At 65.1% G+C, this 20,688-nt stretch carries 17 protein-coding genes and 1 tRNA gene; 14 read left to right on the top strand and 4 right to left on the bottom strand.

All coding sequences use genetic code 11. The features are described from left to right. Positions 1–2 precede the first annotated feature (2 nt). Entirely contained in the window at positions 3–953 is a 951-nt protein-coding gene (locus ACFO0A_RS09925) for an acetyl-CoA carboxylase carboxyltransferase subunit alpha (RefSeq protein WP_379538846.1), read from the top strand. Positions 954–1,077: 124 nt separating this feature from the next. Continuing rightward, positions 1,078–2,568 carry a M48 family metalloprotease gene (locus ACFO0A_RS09920; RefSeq protein ID WP_379538845.1) on the top strand — a complete coding sequence of 497 codons (1,491 nt, stop codon included), beginning with the start codon at positions 1,078–1,080 and terminating at the stop codon, positions 2,566–2,568. A gap of 83 nt (positions 2,569–2,651) precedes the next feature. Here the strand turns inward: ACFO0A_RS09920 and ACFO0A_RS09915 are convergent, their stop codons facing one another. Continuing rightward, positions 2,652–2,831, bottom strand: a complete 180-nt coding sequence (locus tag ACFO0A_RS09915) for a Flp family type IVb pilin (protein ID WP_379538844.1) — start codon at positions 2,829–2,831, stop codon at positions 2,652–2,654. 116 nt (positions 2,832–2,947) lie between these two features. Further along, the gene (locus ACFO0A_RS09910) at positions 2,948–3,136 is read right to left on the bottom strand and encodes a Flp family type IVb pilin (protein WP_379538843.1); all 189 of its coding nucleotides are present in this window, start codon (positions 3,134–3,136) and stop codon (positions 2,948–2,950) included. A gap of 303 nt (positions 3,137–3,439) precedes the next feature. Here ACFO0A_RS09910 and ACFO0A_RS09905 point away from each other — a divergent pair. From ACFO0A_RS09905 to folE, 4 genes are all read left to right on the top strand, one after another. Then, positions 3,440–3,516, top strand: a tRNA-Arg gene (locus ACFO0A_RS09905). Positions 3,517–3,643: 127 nt separating this feature from the next. After that, positions 3,644–4,132 (top strand): hemerythrin domain-containing protein, encoded by a 489-nt coding sequence (locus ACFO0A_RS09900; RefSeq protein WP_379538842.1) that lies wholly within the window; start codon positions 3,644–3,646, stop codon positions 4,130–4,132. A gap of 26 nt (positions 4,133–4,158) precedes the next feature. Further along, positions 4,159–5,670 (top strand): phospholipase D-like domain-containing protein, encoded by a 1,512-nt coding sequence (locus tag ACFO0A_RS09895; RefSeq protein WP_379538841.1) that lies wholly within the window; start codon positions 4,159–4,161, stop codon positions 5,668–5,670. 12 nt (positions 5,671–5,682) lie between these two features. Further along, on the top strand, positions 5,683–6,291 hold the full coding sequence (gene folE, locus ACFO0A_RS09890; RefSeq protein ID WP_379538840.1) for a GTP cyclohydrolase I FolE: 609 nt from the start codon (positions 5,683–5,685) through the stop codon (positions 6,289–6,291). A gap of 14 nt (positions 6,292–6,305) precedes the next feature. Here folE and ACFO0A_RS09885 read toward each other — a convergent pair whose 3' ends face one another. Next, the gene (locus tag ACFO0A_RS09885; protein ID WP_379538839.1) at positions 6,306–6,659 is read right to left on the bottom strand and encodes a DUF3147 family protein; all 354 of its coding nucleotides are present in this window, start codon (positions 6,657–6,659) and stop codon (positions 6,306–6,308) included. Between the two features lie 16 nt (positions 6,660–6,675). Further along, on the bottom strand, positions 6,676–7,155 hold the full coding sequence (locus tag ACFO0A_RS09880) for a peroxiredoxin (protein ID WP_379538838.1): 480 nt from the start codon (positions 7,153–7,155) through the stop codon (positions 6,676–6,678). Positions 7,156–7,357: 202 nt separating this feature from the next. Here ACFO0A_RS09880 and ACFO0A_RS09875 point away from each other — a divergent pair, with 202 nt between their 5' ends. From ACFO0A_RS09875 to addA, 8 genes are all read left to right on the top strand, one after another. Continuing rightward, complete coding sequence (locus ACFO0A_RS09875; RefSeq protein WP_379538837.1) at positions 7,358–7,849, top strand: S-adenosyl-L-homocysteine hydrolase; 492 nt, start codon at positions 7,358–7,360, stop codon at positions 7,847–7,849. A gap of 245 nt (positions 7,850–8,094) precedes the next feature. Next, positions 8,095–9,516, top strand: a complete 1,422-nt coding sequence (gene ahcY / locus ACFO0A_RS09870; protein WP_379539641.1) for an adenosylhomocysteinase — start codon at positions 8,095–8,097, stop codon at positions 9,514–9,516. 116 nt (positions 9,517–9,632) lie between these two features. Further along, on the top strand, positions 9,633–11,990 hold the full coding sequence (locus tag ACFO0A_RS09865; protein ID WP_379538836.1) for a sensor histidine kinase: 2,358 nt from the start codon (positions 9,633–9,635) through the stop codon (positions 11,988–11,990). Then, positions 11,987–12,451, top strand: coding sequence for a tRNA (adenosine(37)-N6)-threonylcarbamoyltransferase complex ATPase subunit type 1 TsaE (tsaE, locus tag ACFO0A_RS09860; protein ID WP_379538835.1), 465 nt, complete (start codon positions 11,987–11,989; stop codon positions 12,449–12,451). The genes ACFO0A_RS09865 and tsaE overlap by 4 nt, the downstream gene beginning before the upstream one ends. Next, positions 12,439–13,482 carry an aminoglycoside phosphotransferase family protein gene (locus ACFO0A_RS09855; protein WP_379538834.1) on the top strand — a complete coding sequence of 348 codons (1,044 nt, stop codon included), beginning with the start codon at positions 12,439–12,441 and terminating at the stop codon, positions 13,480–13,482. The genes tsaE and ACFO0A_RS09855 overlap by 13 nt, the downstream gene beginning before the upstream one ends. Then, on the top strand, positions 13,479–14,201 hold the full coding sequence (locus tag ACFO0A_RS09850) for a nucleotidyltransferase family protein (protein WP_379538833.1): 723 nt from the start codon (positions 13,479–13,481) through the stop codon (positions 14,199–14,201). Before ACFO0A_RS09855 ends, ACFO0A_RS09850 begins: the two co-directional genes overlap by 4 nt. Further along, positions 14,194–17,214 carry a PD-(D/E)XK nuclease family protein gene (locus ACFO0A_RS09845; protein WP_379538832.1) on the top strand — a complete coding sequence of 1,007 codons (3,021 nt, stop codon included), beginning with the start codon at positions 14,194–14,196 and terminating at the stop codon, positions 17,212–17,214. Before ACFO0A_RS09850 ends, ACFO0A_RS09845 begins: the two co-directional genes overlap by 8 nt. Continuing rightward, a complete protein-coding gene (gene addA, locus ACFO0A_RS09840) occupies positions 17,211–20,672 on the top strand; it encodes a double-strand break repair helicase AddA (RefSeq protein ID WP_379538831.1) in 3,462 nt (1,153 codons plus the stop codon). The genes ACFO0A_RS09845 and addA overlap by 4 nt, the downstream gene beginning before the upstream one ends. Positions 20,673–20,688 lie beyond the last annotated feature (16 nt).

Genomic DNA, 20,688 nt, shown 5'->3' with positions numbered 1-20,688 from the left:
TCATGATCAGCTATCTCGAATTCGAAAAGCCTGTGGCCGCGCTCGAAGCGCGCATCGCCGAACTTCGCGAAACCGCGGAGGGCGGAGATATCGATATCGACAGCGAGATCCGTCGGCTCGAGCAGAAGTCGGCCGGTCTGCTGGCCAGCACTTATGCCGCGCTCACGCCGTGGCAGAAAACGCAGGTCGCCCGGCACCCGGCGCGTCCGCATTTTCAGGATTATGTTCGCCTTGCCTTTTCGGACTTTATTCCGCTGGGCGGCGATCGCCTTTACGGTGAGGATCAGGCGATCGTGGCCGGGCTTGCGCGGCTGGGCACGCGCAAAGTCATGTTGATCGGGCACGAGAAGGGCAACGACACCGCCAGCCGCATCCGGCACAATTTCGGTATGGGTAAGCCCGAAGGCTATCGCAAGGCGATCCGCCTGATGGAACTGGCCGGACGCTTCGGATTGCCGGTCGTCACACTGGTTGACACCTCGGGCGCCTTTCCGGGGATCGAAGCCGAAGAACGCGGCCAGGCAGAGGCAATCGCCCGTTCCACCGAGGCTTGCCTCGCGCTGCCCGTCCCGATGGTCGCCTGCATCGTGGGCGAGGGAGGATCGGGCGGCGCGGTCGCGCTCGCTTCGGCCGAGCGGGTGCTCATGCTGCAGAATGCCGTTTACTCGGTCATCTCGCCGGAAGGCTGCGCCTCGATCCTGTGGCGGACCTCAGAGAAGGCGCCTGAGGCGGCGGAGGCGATGAAGGTCACGGCGCAGGATCTCCTGGGTCTGAAGGTCATCGACCGCATCGTTCCCGAACCCATCGGCGGTGCGCATCGCAATCCCGCGGCAATGGCGCAGACCTTGGCCGAAGCGGTCGGTGAAGAGCTTGATTCGCTTGCGGGAAAGCCCGCGGCCGAACTGCGTCGCGCTCGTGAGGATCGGTTCCTCCGGATCGGCGAATTGGGCTAGCCACCGCGATGGCGGTGCGCTGCTGAGACGAGCGCCGGGCGGGAACAAACGGTTCAGCCGGTCGGTTTAAATCCCTGCAAGAATGGCCCGGCAATCAGATCGGGCGATACGAAGGGATTTTAAAATGTCGACCAATCAACGACTTGCGCGCAAGGCGCTAGTCCTTGCCGCAACCGCACTTGCGGCGGCCACCATTCCAGCCGCTACCGCGCCGTTGAGCGCGCAGACCACAACCGCAGCGCGTTCGATCAGCCAGGCCGACCGCGCCTCTGGCGCGAAGGCCAACCCCAACCTTATTGCGGAATACGGCGGTGCGATCACTGGCCCGCAGGCCACCTACGTTGCCGACGTCGGCAAGACGATCGCCTTGCAGTCGGGTCTCGGCAATGCGCGAAGCGACTTTACCGTCACGCTGCTCAATTCCTCGCTTAACAACGCCTTCGCCATTCCCGGCGGCTACGTTTACGTCACGCGCCAGCTGGTCGGCCTGATGAACAACGAAGCGGAACTTGCAGGCGTCCTGGGTCACGAGGTCGGCCACGTCGCGGCGCGCCACTCCGCCAAGCGCCAGAAGGCAGCCACCAAGAACTCGATCCTCGGTGTCTTGGGCACCGTTCTGTCGGGCGCAATCCTCGGCAACGGTGCGCTGGGCCAGCTCGGCCAGCAGATCTTCTCGCAAGGCTCGCAGCTTCTGACCCTGCAGTATTCGCGCGGACAGGAAACGCAGGCTGACAATCTCGGCATCCAGTATTTGCGCAGCGCGGGCTACGATCCGCGCGCGATGTCGACCGTTCTGCTGAGCCTTGCTAACCAGACCGCGCTCGACGCGCGGATAATGGGCCAGTCGAACGCCGTTCCGACCTGGGCCAGCACGCACCCCGATCCGGCTTCGCGCGTGCGCGCCGCCTTGGCTCGCGCAGGCGCGAATGCGACCGGGACGACCAACCGCGACACCTTCCTGAGCCGGATCAACGGGATCATGTATGGCGACGATCCGGCGCAGGGCGTCGTCGACAGCCGGGTGTTCATCCATCCGTCCTATCGTCTGTCCTTCCAGGCGCCTAACGGGTTCGCGATGATGAACGGGACCACGGCCGTCTCGATCAGCGGGCAGTCGGGCAAGGCCGAATTTTCGAGCGCCGCATATAGTGGCAACCTCGATCGCTATGTCGCCTCGGTCTTCGCCTCACTGACCGGCCAGGGGCAGGCACAAATCCCGATCTCGAACATCCAGCACACGACCGTCAACGGCATCCCCGCCGCTTATTCGACCGCACGGGTGAACAATGGTGGCAGCCAGGTCGACGTGACTGTCTTTGCCTATGAGTTCTCGAACAACCAGGCGTTCCACTTCACGACGATCACCCAAGCGGGACAATCGGCGGTGTTCAACCCGATGTTCGGCTCGATGCGCCGGATCAGCGCCAGCGAAGCGGCGGCGGTTCGGCCACGCCATGTCGAAGTGGTATCCGTCCGCTCCGGCGACACCGTTCGCTCGCTCGCATCACGGATGGCGTACAACGACTACCAGCTCGAGCGGTTCATGACGCTGAATGCGCTTTCCGCAAATGCGACGCTGACGCCGGGACAAAAGGTCAAACTCGTCGTCTATTGAGCCCGCTCAACCGGCCAGGCACAAAGGAAAGGGGCGGCAAGTTTCCCTGCCGCCCCGATCAATTCAGGCTTACACCAAACCTATCAAGGCAGGGTGTTGCTGTCCTGCAGCTTGGTCGAAACGGTGCCGAACGTGGTGTTCAGCTCGTTGCCAAGGCCCTGCATCGCGGTGATCGCGGCGACGGCGATGAGCGCGGCGATCAGGCCGTATTCGATGGCGGTGGCACCGGCCTTGTCGGCCAGAAGGTTACGGAAAAACTTCATAATCGGTCTCCTGTTGCAGTCTTCATCAACCCCGCTCGGTCCGTCTAAACCCCCGGATCAAGCCTTTTCCGCACTAGTGCGAAAACCCTAAAAAACTCTTTATTCTGCCCCCTCGATCAGGGGGTCGGCTGTGCGAACGCCGCTTCGGACTTGGCCGTAACCGTGGCCCACAGTCCGTTGTTTCCGTCGGCGACCGCCGACAGGGAACCGACGATGGCGATGGCGAGCAACGCAACGATCAGGCCGTATTCGATCGCGGTTGCCCCCGAACGATCGTGCGCGAGCTGTCGCAGCAAGTTCATCATGACCATCCGTTCCCCTCTTCGTCGGCGGCCCACTCAAATTGCCGGGAAACTCTTAAGAATGTCTTTCCGGCGGCCTCGAGTTTGAAAGATTCTCCGACACCGGCCGGTCCGTGCGCGGCTCCCGGCTCAAACTACCGCATCACAAGTTGCTGAAATAAAGCAGCTTTCCGTCAAAATGGGCGTCGCGCCGGACAGGCAGGAATCCTGACAACTGGCGGTTGCGCCGCGTTTCGCGGTTGGCACTAAATGAAGGCTCAGGGGGATTGCCAAGCCTACGGGCACCCCCTATGTGCGCCCTTCAACGCGCCCGTAGCTCAGCTGGATAGAGCATCAGACTACGAATCTGAGGGTCGGACGTTCGAATCGTTCCGGGCGCGCCATCACCGCTTTTTTGCATGCTGAAACTGCCCCTTGCGGGCGGAACGATCCCGTACGTCCGGTGTTTCGTTCCAGGCGCGCCGGACACTCCGCAGACCGGTTGCCCATTCGCGCAAGGGGGGAATCACGATGGCCTACGACGATATCTTCGCGCGCCTGAAGGTCGATCACGATCGACATCGTAAGTTGCTCGCCCAAATCGAACAGACCACTGGCGCGAGCGACGAGCGCGCGGCGCTCTTCGCCGAGTTCACTTTCGAGGCGAAAGGCCATGCCGCTGCCGAAGAGCAGGCCCTCTATTCGACTGTCCTGCGCAAGCCGCCGCTGACCGCCTGCGGCCGCCACTCTGTCGCCGAGCATCACGAGATCGAGGAGGCGCTTAACGATATCGCCGCGACCGACATGTCGACTGGCGGCTGGCTGACCAAGTTCAAAAGCTTGAGCGAACGTTATCTCCACCACATCCAGGAGGAGGAGGACGAGATGTTTCCGAAGTTCGCGGCAGAGCTCACCGAGGAGGACGCGACCTTCATGCGCGAGGTGTTCGAGCGCCGGAAGGCTGCGGAAAAGGACAAGGCCGAGGTGACTCCCGAAAAAAAGGAAGATAGCAAGGAATAGCGCCTTGCGGCGGCGGGGAGGGCGCAGTGGAAAGCAGTAACGGCGGCGCCCGCGAGGTGCCTGATGCGGTCTCACCCGATCGCGGGCCTTCCGTCTGGCGCTATGCGCACGCCGACCGCGCCCATGCGGTGATCGACGTTGCGCCCTATTTCGAGCTGATGCGTGACGCGATGCTCCAGGCCAGGCAGCGCATCCTCCTGATTGGCTGGGACTTCGACACCCGGATCAAGCTTGGGCGGGGGCGCCGCTGGTACAAGTTCCGCTCGAAAGACGAACCGCCGACACGGCTTGGCTCGTACATCATATGGCTGGCGAACCGGAATCCGGAGCTCGAGATCTGCGTGCTCAAGTGGAATTTCGGGGCGCTCAAGTCCTTCGTGCGCGGAACTATGCTGCTCGACCTCATTCGCTGGTGGATTCATCCGCGGATCGATTTCAAGCTGGATAGCGCACATCCCATTGGTTGCAGCCATCACCAGAAGATTGCCGTGATCGACGACCGGTTCGCGGTGTGCGGCGGTATCGACATGGGCGGCGATCGCTGGGACACCCGCGATCATATCGAGCAGGATCCACGCCGTCGCCGCCCAAGCGGCCGGCTATACGGCCCGTGGCACGACTGCACGATGATGATGGAAGGCGAAATCGCGCAAGTATTGGGCGAATACGGGCGCGAACGCTGGTTCCAGGCCAGCGGCGAGCGCATGGCGCCGTGCCGGCCGCAGGACGATTCGCCCTGGCCCGAAAAACTGAAGGCCGAATTCCGGGATGTCGAGGTCGGCATCGCGCGGACCCGCTCGCAATACAACGACGTGGAAGAATGCCGGGAGGTTGAAAGTCTGTTTCTCGAGCAGATCGCCCGGGCCAAGCGATTCATCTACGCCGAGAACCAGTATTTCGCCTCGCGGACCATCGCGGAAGCGATCGCGCTGCGGATGGGCGAGGTCGATCCGCCCGAGATTGTGCTGATCAATCCGGAAAGTTCGGACGGGTGGCTGGAACAGACCGCGATGGATGGCGCGCGAATGCGCCTGTTGCTCGCGATCCGTGACCGCGATCATGCCAAGCGGTTCAGCATCTTCAATCCGTTCACAAGCGGCGAGACGCCCATCTACGTCCACTCGAAACTGATGATCGTGGACGATGAGATATTGCGCATCGGCTCGTCCAATATGAACAACCGGTCGATGGGTCTCGATAGCGAATGCGACGTATTCATCGATTCCACCCGCAGGGGCGGCGACGAAACGAGCGCAGTGATCCGCCGGATCCGGCACTCGCTGCTGGCCGAGCATTGCGGGCTCGAGCCGACGGAAGTCGAGGCCTTGCTTGACCGCTATGGCTCGATGGCGGGAATGATCGATGCAGTGCCCAAACAGGGGCAGAAGCTGCGCAGGTTTGCGTTGCGCGAATTGACGGACACGGAAAAGGCGCTAGCCGATAATGAGGTGCTCGATCCTGAGCGGCCGGAAGAGATGTTGTCGCTCTACAAGCGACACACGCTGTTCCGAAGCCGCATCCTGCGCCGGCCGAAATAGGAGGGGGATAGGATGAGCAGCCTGGTTGGACCGGACGAGGACCGCGAAGACGGCAAGTTGCCGGTGCCACAGGACGTGCAGGATGCCATTCGCACACTGATCCGGTGGGCCGGCGACGATCCTGCGCGCGAAGGGCTTGTGGACACGCCCAAGCGCGTTGCCCGCGCGTGGAAGGAATACTGCCTCGGCTACGGGGAGGATCCGGCGGTCCATCTCTCCCGCACTTTCGACGAGGTCGGCGGATACAACGAACTCGTCCTGCTCAAGGATATTCCGTTCCAGTCGCACTGCGAGCATCACATGGCACCGATCATCGGCAAGGCGGCGATCGCCTACATGCCGCGCGAGCGGGTCGTCGGCATTTCCAAGCTTGCCCGGGTTCTTCACGGTTTCGCGCGGCGCCTTCAGATCCAGGAGCGGCTGACCGCAGAGGTCGCCCAGTGCATCTACGATAACCTGCAGCCGGATGGCGTTGCGGTGGTGATCGAAGCGAGCCATGCCTGCATGACCGCGCGGGGCGTGCGCACCCCGGGGGTGAGCATGGTGACGAGCCGGCTTATAGGATGTTTCCTCGACGACAATCGCAGTCGCAAGGAAGTGCTTAGCCTGATGGGTTACTAGCCGGGCGCTCCGGCTTAGACGGGAAGGCCCCAGCGCCGCCCGGCGTAGATCAGCAGCCCGTAACCTGCCATTGCGACGAGGCACCCAGCAGCCATCGCCAGACCAAAAGCCACTTCGCGGCGGAGCAGGGCGGCGATAACCCCAAAGGCCGGCAGCGCGGCGATCACGTAGAGCGCTGTGCCGCTGACGAAATCAGCGGCTCGGATAGGGTCGTGATCGGACCGCCAGAGCCAGGCCAGCGCGATCAGGGTCGTTAGGGGCAGGGAAGCGATCAGCCCGCCCCAGCCCGGATTGCGTCGGGCTATCTCCGAGGCAGCGGCGATCAATGCGCCCGAAACGAGCGCCTTGATCGCCAACTGGCCCCACATCGAAATGGTCTTCTGCTTAGAGCTGTTCGAGCATGTGCTCGGCAGAGCTCACCTTGAAGTCACCGGGCGCTTCGACATTGAGCTGCTCGACCTTGCCGTCGTTGACGACCATCGAGAAGCGCTGGCCGCGCGCGCCCATGCCGAACTTCGAAAAATCGGCGTCGAGGCCGAGCGCCTTCACCAGTTCGCCGTTGCCGTCGGCAAGCATCGTGATGTCGTCGGAACCGCCGGCCTTGTTCCACGCGCCGAGCACGAAAGCGTCGTTGACCGAAGTCGCGGCAATTTCGTCGATGCCCTTGGCCTTCAGTTCGCTCGCCTTCTCGACAAAGCCCGGAAGGTGCTTGGCGGAACAAGTGGGAGTGAAGGCGCCCGGCACCGAAAACAGCGCCACTCGGCGGCCCTTGAAGAATTCGCTCGCCTTCACCGGCTCGGGACCGCCGTCGGTCGCCTTCATCAGGGTTACGTCGGGAATTGATTCGCCAACCGAAATTGTCATGTTGTGGTCCTTCTTCGCCTCTGTCCGGGCGTCGATATAGGCTGCCGACATGACCGCGCAACAGCACAGCGGTGCTTGAGCTGGTTAATTTCGCTTCACCCTCGATGTTGAAGATCGGGTAAACACGGCTGCGCATTCTTCATTGCGGACCCAGGGGGGGTCCACACCGGGACCCGGAGGGGTTCCACGGAGACTGGGGCACATGAAAAAGTACGCAATGATTGCGGCCGCGTTGGCCGCATCCTCGCTCGTTGGCGCAATGCCGGCGCAGGCCGCCTGCTGGAGCGCAACGTCGGTAAATGCTGCCAAACTGCGGAATCTCGACATCATGCTGATGGTGACCGCACTACGTTGCCGGATGGGTCCGGACAACTTCCAGCCGGACTACTACGCCTTCGCGGCGGCGCACCAGGCCGAACTCAACGTCGCCAACCGGCAGCTTCGCACACAGCTCGCGAGCGAAAGCGGCAAGGGCGGACCCGATCGCGCGCTCGACAAGATGAGCACGCGCATCGCCAACAGCTATGGCACCGGCCACCCGACAATGGGCTGCCGCGACCTCAAGTCGGCCACGCGCAGCCTTGCCCAGAGCCGCTCGCAAGGAACCCTGCTGGCCGCAGCCGATGCCATGGTGGGCGAATCCGAATTCGCCGGCCGCACCTGCGGAGCCCAGTACGCCGCCACGCGCCGCTGATCCTCGTTCCTGCGAAGCCGCGGGGCCCCGGGGGGAGGCGGCGCGGCTCGGTAGCGGGGGCAAAGGTGCGGGCGGGGCAGACTAGGGTACCCGGTGGGGTCGCCTCGCCCGCATATAAAGAATTCTTTATATTTGATTCCGCTGAGGGGAGCGGGTAAGGGCGGCGCATCATTGCGTCGCCCTTTTGCCATTGCCGTGTGTCGGCCCGGGCGCTGCTGCTCAACTTTCCTGCAGGAGAATACCTCGTGGCCACCGTGCTTGACGCCCAGAAGGACTATGTCGTCGCCGATATCGGGCTTGCTGACTTCGGTCGCGCCGAAATCGCGATCGCCGAGACCGAGATGCCCGGCCTGATGGCATTGCGGTCGGAATTCGGGGCGTCGCAGCCGCTCAAGGGCGCGCGGATCACCGGCTCTCTTCACATGACCATCCAGACCGCCGTGCTCATCGAAACCCTCGTCGCGTTGGGTGCAGAAGTGCGCTGGGCAACCTGCAACATCTTCTCGACGCAGGATCACGCTGCCGCTGCCATCGCGGCCAGCGGCTTGCCGGTGTTTGCGATCAAGGGAGAGAGCCTTGCAGATTACTGGGACTACGTCGGCCGCATCTTCGACTGGAGCAGCGAGGGCGATCCCGACCTGACCACCAACCTCATCCTCGACGATGGTGGCGATGCGACGATGTTCGCGCTGTGGGGCGCGCGGATCGAAGCCGGCGAGACTTTGGGTGAGCCCGCGAACGAAGAAGAGATCGAGTTCCAGCGCGCGCTCAAGGCCTTCCTCAAGGCCAAGCCCGGTTACCTCACCGCCAGCGTCAAGGCGATCAAGGGCGTGTCGGAGGAAACCACCACCGGCGTCCACCGCCTCTACCAGATCGCGCGCGAGGGCAAGCTGCCGTTCCCCGCGATCAACGTGAACGACAGCGTGACCAAGTCGAAGTTCGACAACCTTTATGGCTGCAAGGAATCGCTGGTCGATGCGATCCGTCGCGCGACCGACGTCATGCTGGCCGGCAAGGTCGCTTGCGTCGCCGGTTTCGGCGATGTCGGCAAGGGCTCCGCTGCCTCGCTGCGTCAGGGCGGCGCGCGCGTGATGGTCACCGAAGTCGATCCCATCTGCGCGCTGCAGGCGGCGATGGAAGGCTACGAAGTCGTGACGATGGAAGAGGCGGTCACCCGCTGCGACATCTTCGTGACCGCGACCGGCAACGAGGACGTGATCACCGCCGAACACATGAAGGCGATGAAGAACATGGCCATCGTCTGCAACATCGGCCACTTCGACAGCGAAATCCAGATTTCGGCGCTCAGCAACTACAAGTGGAACGAGATCAAGCCGGGCACCGATCTCGTCGAATTTCCCGATGGCAAGCAGATCCTGATCCTTGCCAAGGGTCGCCTCGTAAACCTGGGCTGCGCGACCGGCCACCCGAGCTTCGTCATGTCGTCGAGCTTCACCAACCAGGTGCTTGCGCAGATCGAGCTCTGGACGAAGTCGGGCAACTACAAGAACGACGTCTACGTGCTGCCCAAGCATCTCGACGAAAAGGTTGCGGCGCTCCATCTGGCGAAGCTCGGCGTGAAGCTCAGCAAGCTGAGCGAAAAGCAGGCTGCCTATATCGGCGTTCCGCAGGCGGGGCCCTTCAAGCCCGACCACTACCGCTACTAAGCAGCGCCTGGCGCGCCGCAGGATCTGTGCTCCCCGGCTAAGGCCGGGGAGTGTCGGGGCGCACATTCTCATCCTGCGAGTTGTATTTCAGCGGCCTGCCGCATAGCGAAGGCGCGATGATCCTCTCCCAGACCGCGCTGGCGCTGATCGGGCTGCTGCTCGCCGCCTGGACTCTCGCAGCAGCCTGGGCCTTTCTGTCCGCACGCCGCCGCGAGCGCCGCGCAGAGGCCAGCCAGCGGCTGACCCGCCGCCTTTCGCGCATGATCGACGAGGCGCCGGCGCTTCCCCTCCTGGTGCGCAGCGACGGGCGCATCGAAGGTCCCGCGCGCCTTGCCGCCTGGCTGGGGCTTGATGCGATGCCCGGATACCTCAGCGAACTCGATGCCGGCACTAAGGGGCTGAGCGAGTTTCAGCTTGGCGAACTGACGACTGCTGTCCGTCGGACGCAAAAGACCGCGGCTCCGTTCAAGCTCGTGCTGACGCCACGCGGATCGCGGCGGAGCCTGGCCTTGCGCGGCCATCTGGCCGACCCGCAGGTCTCCCCGGGCGGCGCTGCACTCGTCTGGGTCTTCGATTTTTCAGACAGCGAGGCGGAACTGCGGCGGTTGCGCGACGAGACCAGCGCGGCGCAGTCGCGCTTCGCCGCGCTTGCCGGGCTGATCGAGGCGGCACCGCTGCCTATGTGGTCGCGTGACCCCGATGGCCGTCTGCAACTCGTGAACACGGCCTATGTCGCCGCTGTCGGCGGCGCCAGCGCCGAATCCGTGGTCGAAGCGCAGACCGAGTTGGTCGAACCTGTCGACGGTCTCAGCGCAGCGCAGGTCGCGCAGCAATCGCGCGAGCAGAACATGCCGCTCGAGCGGGTCGTGACGGCCACTGTCTCCGGGCCGCAAGGTAACGAACGCCGCTCGCTACGGGTGACCGACCTGCCGATCGGCAGCGAGGGCGTTGCCGGCTATGCCGTCGATATCGAGGAGCTGGAGGAGCAGACCCGGGCATTCCGCGCATTCCGCGATGCCCAGCGCGACATGCTCGACATCCTTTCTGCCGGGATCGCGCAGTTCGATGCCGCGCATCGCCTGGTGTTCGCCAATCAGCCGTTTCTGCGCCAGTTCGCCATTCCGCCGACCTGGCTGCTGGATGCGCCGCCTTTCGACCGGGTGTTCGACAAGATGCGCGACAATTCGCGACTGCCCGAAGTGCGCGATTTCCCAGAGTGGCGGCGCGAGCGACAGCAGTGGTTCCATTCTGGTGATACGCGCGAGGAGGCGTGGTCGCTCAGCGACGGCACCCACCTGCGTGTCGTTGCGCAGCCGATGCCCGATGGTGGGCTTCTCCTGATCTTCGAGGATCGCACCGAACAGCTGCAGCTTTCGGCAACCCGCGACACCCTGTTGCGAACCCGCACCGCGACGTTCGACAACCTCTTCGAATCGCTCGCGGTGTTCGCGCCGGACGGGCGGCTTGCCCTGTGGAACCGCAGGTTCGCCGCGGATTGGGGCTTGGACGACGCGTTTCTCGACGAGCATCCGAAGGTCGAGCCGCTGCTGGCCCGGGTTGCCTCGCGGCTAAAGCGGCCGGCGCAGGTCGAAGCGCTGGGGCAGGTCATTCGCGCCGCTACACTCGAACGGATCGAGCGCAGCGGTCGGGCGGCTCTGGCCGACGGGCGGTTTCTCGAATTCGCGGGCGTCCCGCTGCCAGACGGCAACGGTCTCCTGACGGTGCTCGATATTACCGACTCGCAAAAGGCGCAGGCCGCGTTGTCGGAGCGCAACGCCGCGCTCGTCGAAGCCGACGCGGTCAAGACCCGCTTCATTGCGAACATGGCCTACGAGTTTCGCACGCCCCTTACATCGATCGGCGGCTTTGCCGAAATGCTCGAAGCGGGTGTGGCCGGAGAACTCGGCCCCCAGGCGCGGGAGTATGTGGCGGCCATCCTTTCGTCGGTCCATCGCCTGGGCGAGCAGATCGAAAACGTCCTCGATCTTGCCCAGAGCGAGGCCGGGACACTGCCGTTCCAGCGCGAACCGGTCGAGCTTCGCAGCCTCATCGTCGATCTGCTGCGTCAACGCCGTGAGCGCGTTGGCCAGGCGGGCCTTACCGTCGACTTGCGCGGCACAGCCGCCACCGTCCCGGTCGAGGGCGATGCCCGGCGGCTGTCCCGCGCGTTCGCCCAATTGATCGACAATGCGATTGCCGCGACCCCTTCAGGTGGCAGGATCCTCGTCGAGGTGACCCGCCGGCCACGCGGCGCGGCGCGAGTCGTCGTTTCCGACAACGGGCCAGGCATGGACCCGGCGACCCTCGCCCGCGCCCTCGACGGGATGCGCGTCGCGCCTGATGGCAAGACGGTCGATCGCCGCCAGGGACTTGGCCTTCCGCTGGCGCGCCAGCTTGTCGAAGGGCATGGCGGCAAGCTGGAACTGCTGTCGGAGCCGGGCCAGGGAACCGCCGCGATCGTCACCCTTCCATGAGCGATAAGGCCCGGGTGAACCTGCCCGATACCCAGGCGAGCGCGGAATTTGGTCGCCGGATCGCCAAGGCACTTCGCCCCGGCGATGTAGTCGCGCTTTCGGGCGGCCTTGGCGCGGGCAAGACCACGCTGGCACGAGCGATCATTGCGGCGCTCGGCTATGATGGGGAGGTGCCTTCGCCCAGCTTCGCCATTATCGAGTGCTACGATCCGCCGGCGTTGCGCCTGCCGGTCGTCCACGCCGATTTCTACCGGTTGTCGAATCCGCGCGAAGTGCGCGAGCTCGGCCTGGACGATTATCGCCAGAACGCCGCCCTTATTGCCGAATGGCCGGAACACGCCGGCGGTTTCGCGGATGAGCCAGGCTGTTTGGCTATAGAGTTGGAACCTGCGGACGAAGGCCGCATCGCCATTGTGCGGGCGGGTTGCGATTGGCTAGAGCGCGAAGGATGGACGACCTGACCTTGCCCCCCGAAAGCGCATCCGCTCCGCCGCCCGAAGCCGACTCCATTCCCGCCGATGCCGCGACGTTTCTCGCCGGCGCCGGCTGGGCGGGAGCGGAAATCGCGCCGCTTGCAGGAGACGCGTCGTTTCGGCGCTATTTCCGCGTTTCCGGCGCCAGGGGCAAGGCGATGCTCATGGATGCTCCGCCTCCGCACGAGGATCCCCGCCCGTTCCTTCGCGCCGCCCGCTGGCTCGATGAAAATGCGATGCGCGCTCCGCGAATCCTTGCCGAGGATGCCGAGCGGGGCTTCGTGCTTCTTGAAGATTTCGGCGAAGTACGGATGCGCGAGTATCTCGACGCCTGGCCGGACGACGAGACCGCGATTTACAAGGCGGCGGTCGATGCACTTGTTGCGCTCCATCGCCTCCCGCCGGGACCATTCACCTCGTATGCGCTGGCGGAGTATCTCCGCGAGGCCAAGTTGTTCACCGAATGGTACTGCCCGGCGCAAGGGCTGGAGGTCGATTCCGCAGGATATGCCGCCGCCTGGGAAGAGGCGCTTTCTCCGCTGCTCGCGAGGCAGCGCCCCGGCGTCACCGTTCTGCGCGATTACCACGCCGAAAACATCATGCTGCTTGGCGGTCTCGCCGATCAAGGTCTGCTCGACTTCCAGGACGCGCTCGTCGGGCACCCGGCCTATGATCTCGTCTCGCTCCTGCAGGATGCCCGCCGCGACGTCAGTGAGGGCCTCGAAGCGCGGATGATCGCCTATTACCTTGAGCGAACGGGCCTCTCAGCCGATGACTTCACGGCCGATTACGCCCGCCTCGGGGCGCAGCGGAACGCGAAAATCGTCGGCATATTCGTGCGGTTGTGGCGGCGCGACGGGAAGGCCCGCTACCTCTCGCTGATCCCACGGGTGTGGCAGGCGCTGGAGCGGGATCTGGCCCATCCGGCGCTGGCTCCGGTGGCTGCGTGGTTCGATGCGAACGTTCCTGCGCACCTCCGCGATCCTGCCGGCATTCTGGGCGGGGAGTTCGGGGCGTGAGCGGAGCCTTGGCCAGCGACGTGGCGATGGTCATGGGCGCTGGCCTGGGCACCAGAATGCGGCCGCTTACCAACGACCGGCCCAAGCCGCTGGTCGAGGTGGCCGGCAAGGCGATGATCGATCATTGCCTGGACCGGCTGGCCGATGCCGGCGTGGCGCGCGCGGTGGTCAACGTCCACTACCTGCCCGAGATGCTCGTCGATCACCTCTCGACCCGCCAACGGCCCGCGACCACCATATCCGACGAACGGGACGCGCTGCTTGAAACGGGCGGCGGGATGGTGAAGGCCCTGACGCTGATCGGCGCCGATCCGTTCTTCACGGTCAATTCCGACAATCTCTGGCTCGAAGGCCCGGTCAACGTTTTCCAGCAGTTGAGCGATGCGTGGGATGCTGAGCGAATGGACGGGTTGCTTCTCCTCGTCCCACATTCGCGCGCGCACAACCATCGCGGAAAGGGCGACTTTCATCTCGACCCGCTGGGACGGATCAGCCGCCGCCGCACTGGGCGCATCGCACCGTTCATCTGGACGGGCATCCAGTTGATCGGTCATTCGCTTCTCGCCGACCCCCCGGCGGGCGCGTTTTCGACCAATATCCTGTGGGACCGTGCGATCGCCCGCGGCCGCCTTTTTGGAATAAGCCACGTCAGCGAATGGTTCGAGGTCGGTTCGCCCGAAGCGATTCTCCCGACCGAACAGGCAATGGCGCGTGGCTGAGCAGCCTGGCAGGCGCACCGCTCCCAACATCTACTCGATTGCCGCGCACCGCGGATTTGCCGATGCGCTCGTTGCGGGCCTGACCCCCCGCTATTCCGAGGAAGGCTTCGGCCTTGCCCGCCTGACCCTGCTCTTGCCCAGTCGCCGCACCATGCGGGCCGTGACCGAGGCTTTCGTTCGCGCAAGCGACGGTAGCGGTCTCCTGCTTCCCAGGATGGCAGTGGTCGGCGACCTGGACCTCGATGAAACCTTGGGTCCGTTGCTCGATCCTATGGGAAGCGGGGCGCAGATTCCCCCCGCAGCAGATCCCACCCTGCGCTGGCTGCGCCTCGCCGAACTGCTGGGCGAGGAGCTTGGTAGCACTGCGCCCTCGATGCCTGCCTTGCTGCGCATGGCACGCGGCGTGGCGCGCAGCATCGATCGGCTGGCGATTGAGGATATTGCTTTTCACGACCTGCTCTCTGACAGGGTTCTTGCCCTGCGCCCCGAGCTTGCCGAGCATTGGCAGGAGAGCCTGGCCCTGTTCCTTCGCGTGCACGCGCGCTGGAGCGCCGAACGCGACGCGCGAGGCGAGATCGACGCGCCCGAGCGGCGCAATCGGCTTCTCGCTCACGCAGCGCGGCGGTGGGAAGAAAGCCTGCCGCAGCGCCCGATCGTCGCTGCCGGGGTGACGAGCGCTTCGCCTGCAGTCGCACAATTGCTGCGCAGCATCGCGTTCGCACCTGCGGGCGCGGTAATCCTGCCCGATCTCGACCTTACGCTGGACGCTTCGATCTGGGACAGCCTTGGTGTCGCCGGTGCGCCGACCGAGCCGGGCGATCCGCCATTTTCGCGTGACGACCACGTCACCCACCCGCAGTATCACCTCAAGCTGCTGCTCAACCGCATGGGCATCGCGCGCGAGGAGGTGCGGGCCTGGCATCGTTCAGGCGAAGGGGCCGCGCCGCCCGAGCGCAGCCGAGCGATCTCCAATCTGTTCCTCCCGCCCGAGGCAAGCGCGGCCTGGGTCGATCTTCCGGCAGGGGAAAGGCGGCTGAGCGGCGTCCGCCTGATGGAAAGTGCGACGCCGGAGGAGGAGGCGCAGGCGATCGCTCTCCTCATCCGCGAAGCGGTTGCGGAGCCTGAGCGGCGTGTGGCCTTGATCACGCCCGACCGCTCGCTGGCGACACGGGTAGTCGGACACCTTGCGCGGTGGAACATCATTGCCGACGATTCAGCGGGCCGGCCGCTTTCGGAGACGACCGCGGGAAGGGTGCTTCTTCTTCTGGCCGATTGCATGGCGGAACGCTTCGCGCCCGTCGCACTCCTGGCGTTGCTCGGGCACCCTCTCGTCGACCCATGGCAGGACCGAGCGGCCTGGCTCGACGAAGTGCGTCGGCTCGACCAAATCCTGCGTGGCCCGCGCCCGATGCCGGGGCTGACCGGAGTTGGCGCGGCAATCGCCGGAGCCCGAAAGGCGAATCCGTCGCTCGAACGATGGTGGCCCCGCGTTGCGGAGCTTCTCGCGCCGATCGATGGCCTTTCCAGCGATGCAACTTTTGAAGTCCTGATCGCAACGCTCTGCGAGGTGGGTACGATCCTTTGCGGCCCGGCTCTGTGGGGTCAGGCTGACGGACGCGCGCTCGCGACGTTCGTCGAGGACATGAGCAAGGCCGCGCGTCTCGCCGGGACAAGACTCGATCCCACCGACGCCGCCGCCGTGTTGCGCGATGCGATGGTCGAAGTGGCGGTCCGCCCGCCTTGGGGCGGGCATCCCCGCGTGGCGATCTATGGCCTCATCGAGGCGCGGATGCAGCGCGCCGATCTGGTGATCTGCGCGGCGATGCATGAAGGAAGCTGGCCGTCGTCGCCCGCGCCCGACCCGTTGCTGGCTCCAGCGGTTCTGCGGGTCCTGGGCGTGCCAGGCGCGGATTTCCGCGTGGGCCTTGCTGCCCATGACCTCGCGGCCGCGCTGGGCGCGCCGCAGGTGGTCCTCAGCCATTCGGCCCGAGATGCGCAAGGGCCGGTCATCGCATCGCGTTTCCTGCTGCGTATCCGCGCAATGCTGGGTCCAAACCTGCTCAAGACCCACCGCGAGGAACGTGCGGTGGAACTTGCCCGCCGCATAGACCGAGCGACTCCGGTCGAACCATCCGCACGCCCACGGCCTCGGCCGAGCGCCGAGCAGCGGCGCGTCGATATCTCGGCGACCGCGCTCGACCGGTTGCGCGGCGATCCCTTTGCGTTTTACGCGAACTCGATCCTCGGGCTTTCCCGCCTCGATCCGCTCGATGCCGAACCGTCGCCCGCGTGGCTGGGGACGATGACGCACGGCGTCCTCGAGCAATGGCACAAGGATGGCGATCCGCCGGGCGAACTCGAGGCGCGCGCCACTGCCGCCGTCGACCGACTCGGGGTGCACCCCTTTATGCGTGCGACGTGGCTTCCCCGCCTGCTGCGGGGTCTTGCCTGGATGGAGCAGGCCACCGCCCGGATGGCGGGCGAGGGGCGGCGTCCCGTGGCGATCGAATGCTCGGGATCGATGAAGGCGGGCGGCGTGACCATAAACGGCAAAGCCGACCGCATCGACCAGTTGTCCGACGGCACACTTGCAATCATCGATTACAAGACCGGAAAGCCGCCCAGCAACAAGCGCGTTGAACAGGGATTTTCGCTTCAGCTTGGCGTGCTAGGCCTTATTGCCGACGCAGGCGGGTTCGAAGGCGTCAGGGGAAAACCTGAGCGCTTCGAATACTGGTCGCTCGCCCGAAACGACAAGAGCGACACGGGCTTCGGAGCGCTGACCGAGCCCATCCCCGAAAACGGCAAGCGGTCGGGCATCCGGCGGGCGGAATTCCTGAGCGAGACGCGCCGATTTCTCGACGATGCGATCGCGCGCTGGATTGCGGGCGACGAGCCGTTCGTGGCGCGGCTCAATCCTGATTTGCCGAATTTCGGCGATTACGACCAGCTTATGCGACTGGACGAATGGCAGGCGCGTGGGGACGATGGCGGGCAAGGCTCGAACTCATGAGCGAAGCGCGCGTCCATCCGCTTGTCGGTAACCAGCACCCGGCCGTGTCGCCGGAAGAGACCGTGTGGCTCAGCGCCTCGGCGGGGACCGGAAAGACCCAGGTGTTGAGCGCGCGGGTGCTGCGCCTGCTCCTTCAGCCCAAGGTGCAGCCGGAGCAGATCCTGTGCCTGACCTTCACGAAGGCAGGCGCTGCCGAGATGGCGACGCGGGTCAATGAAGTGCTCGCAAGTTGGGTCCGGCTCGAGGACGACAAGCTCGCCGTCCAGCTGAAGGCGATCGGCGCCAGTCATGATCCGGCGACGCGGGCCCGCGCGCGCAGCCGCTTTGCCGCGGTGCTGGATTGCCCAGGAGGCGGCTTGCGCATCCAGACGATCCACGCCTTCGCCCAGTGGCTGCTGGCGGCCTTTCCCGTCGAGGCGGGAATGGTTCCGGGTGGCCGTGCGATGGAGGATCGCGACCGCGAATTGCTCGTCCAGCGCGTGCTGGCAGATCTCCTTGTCCGCGCCGAGGCGGATGGCGACGACCGACTGTTCGAAGCGCTCGAGATGCTCAGTCTGCGACAGGGCGCTGAGCAAGTCCGTTCATGGTTGTTGCGCTGCGCCGGCGCGCGCGATCTTTGGATCGGCAGGGGGGCGTGGCAGCCCCCGCTGCGCCCGCGCATCGACCGGCTGCTGGGATTGGGCGACAATGCCGAAGCGAGCCTCGTCGAGCTGTGTGAAGACGGGACCTTCGATTGTGCCTCGCTGCGCGCCTGTGCCGCCGCATTGCGAGAGTGGGGTGCGGCCACCGGTCTGGGCAACGCGGACGTCATCGCGGGATGGCTAAGCGCCGATGCGGCAAGGCGCCTCACCGATCTCGATGTTCTCTACACTGCGCTATTCACCGGGAAGGGCGACGTACGGTCGCTGTCGTTCGTCACCAAGAAAACGCCCGACTATGCCGTCCATGCAGAACGGGTGAAATCGAGCATCGGGTTCGTGCAGGAACGCCGGGCGCTGTTCGCATTGGCCGACCTTATGGAGCCGGCCTTGGCGCTCGGCCGCGCTTTCGCGCTTGCCTGGGACGAGGCCAAGAGCCGCGAGGGTTTCATCGATTTCGACGATCAAATCCGCGTGGCCGCCGATCTCCTGACCCGCCAGGGGATGGCCGATTGGGTGCGCTTCAAGCTCGACCGCAGGTTCAATCACATCCTGATCGACGAAGCGCAGGACACCAACGCGGCGCAATGGGAGATCGTGGATGCGCTGATCGGCGATTTCTTTGCCGGCGAAGGGCAGCACGGCGAGGCCATGCGCACGCTTTTCGTCGTCGGCGATTACAAGCAAGCGATCTTCCGCTTTCAGGGAACGAGCCCCGAAAACTTCGAAGCGGCGCGCAGCCGAGTGTGCGAGCAGATGCGCGGAGTGCGCCGCGAGCTGAGCGAACTCGGTCTCGATCAATCCTTCCGGACAGCTTCGCCGATCCTAGAGTTCGTCGATCGCGCGCTCTCTCTCATAGGCAGCGACCAGTTCGGGCTGCGGTCACCGCCTGACCCGCATATCGGCGAGGATCGACCCGGCCTGGTCGCGCTGTGGCGTCCGGTCGGACTTGCGGGTGAGGACGACGACAGCGAGAGCGAGCCTGAGGAGGCAGGAGAAGAAGGCGCGGAGACCTGGCTCAGCCGTCCCGACCGCCTCTTGGCCGATCAGATCGCTCGTCAGGTGCGCGCTTGGCTGGACCACGGCTTTCCCTTGGTGAAGAACGGCGCGCGGATGGCGGGGCCGGGGGACGTTATGGTCCTCGTGCGCAAAAGGAAGGAACTGGCCGGGCTCATCGTGGCGCGGCTTCACGCGCACGGGGTGGCGGTCGCCGGCGTGGATCGGTTGCGTCTCGGCGCTCCGCTTGGGGTCAAGGATATCGTCGCCGCGCTGCGCTTTGCCGCGCAGCCGCTCGACAGCCTGAACTTGGCGGCATTGCTTGTCTCTCCGATCTTCGGCTGGACCCAGGAAGAGCTGCTCGCCTGGGGCTATCGATCGAAGGGCGTTCCACTGTGGAACCACTTGCGCAGCGAAAATCGGCCGGAGACTTTCGAAACGGTCGAAAAGCTGCTCGCCCTGTTGTCGCGCGCCGATTTCGAACCGGCACATGCGCTGCTTCACTGGCTTCTCGTCGGGCCGTGGGCCGCGCGGAGCCGGTTGATCGCGCGGTTGGGCCAGGAAGTCGCCGATCCGCTCGACGAACTGCTCAACGCCGCGCTGGCGCACGCTGCGGCGAACACGTCCAGTCTCGTGGGATTTCTCCAATGGTTCGATTCCAGTAACGGCGAGCTGAAGCGGGAAGCGGGTCGCAATGAAGGCTTGGTGCGGGTGATGACCGTGCACGGTGCGAAGGGTCTCCAGTCGCCCATCGTCATCCTTGCCGATGCCGCCGACGATCCCGATTCCGCGCCGCCTCGCGGGCTCACCTTGCCCGAGGTCGTGCCGGGCTCGCAGACCCGTGAGATTCCTGTGCCCTCGTTGCGCAAGGCAGAGCGCGTGGGTCCCGTGGCGATGGCTGAGGCGCGGGCCAGGCAGGAAGAGCGGCAGGAACACTGGCGCCTCTTGTACGTCGCAATGACCCGCGCGGAGGAAGCGCTCTTCATCGGCGGTTCGCTGGGCGCCCGCCAGACCGAGCCGCCACCCGCAAGCTGGTACGCGGCGCTGTCGCCCCTGTTCGCGGACAAGGAGATTCTCGACGATCCCGTGTTTGGATGGCGCCGCGAATGGGGTGCTGCCGCGGCGCACGGCGGAGCAGGCGAGCGCTCGATCCTTTCTCCGGAGCCGCCTGAGCTGCCGGCCTGGGCGGTGGAGCCGGTCGGGCCCGAGCCGCGTCCACCCCGGCCGCTAGCCCCGTCTTCGCTAGGTGAGGACCTGGTTTCCGATCCGCCGGGCCTCGCTGCAGCCACATCGCGCGAAGCGGCAGAGCGTGGGGTGATCATCCACCGTCTGCTCGAACGGCTTCCCGAATTGCAGCCTGCCGCGCGGCATGACGCCGGACGCTCGTGGTTGGAAATGTCCGCCCCGGGCCATTCGCAGGAAGCGCGTGACGAAATGCTCGGCGCGGCGCTTGCCGTGCTGGACGACCCGCGCTGGCAATCTGTGTTCTCGTCGGAGTCTCTTGCAGAGGTTGCGGTAACCGCGGTCGTTGAGGGTCAGGTCATCGCTGGAACGATCGATCGTCTGCTGATCGAAGACGATGTCGTCCGCATCGTCGACTTTAAGAGCGCCCGCCGCGCTCCGAGCGAAATCGGCGAGGTTTCACGCGCTTATATCCGGCAGATGGCGGCCTATGCTGCAGCTCTGGAAAAGATCTATCCCGGACGCCGCATCGAGGCCGCGCTTCTTTACACGTCAGGCCCGCGCCTGATCCAGCTGTCGCCGGAAGCGCTGGCGCAGCACAAGCCTGGATCGCAGGGGGAGCAGGAAAGCTTTATGCGCTGACGCGTTGCGTTGCTGA

The organism is Novosphingobium tardum, from assembly GCF_042652045.1.
Lineage (GTDB): Bacteria > Pseudomonadota > Alphaproteobacteria > Sphingomonadales > Sphingomonadaceae > Novosphingobium > Novosphingobium tardum.
This window is presented reverse-complemented; position numbering and strand designations above follow the sequence as displayed.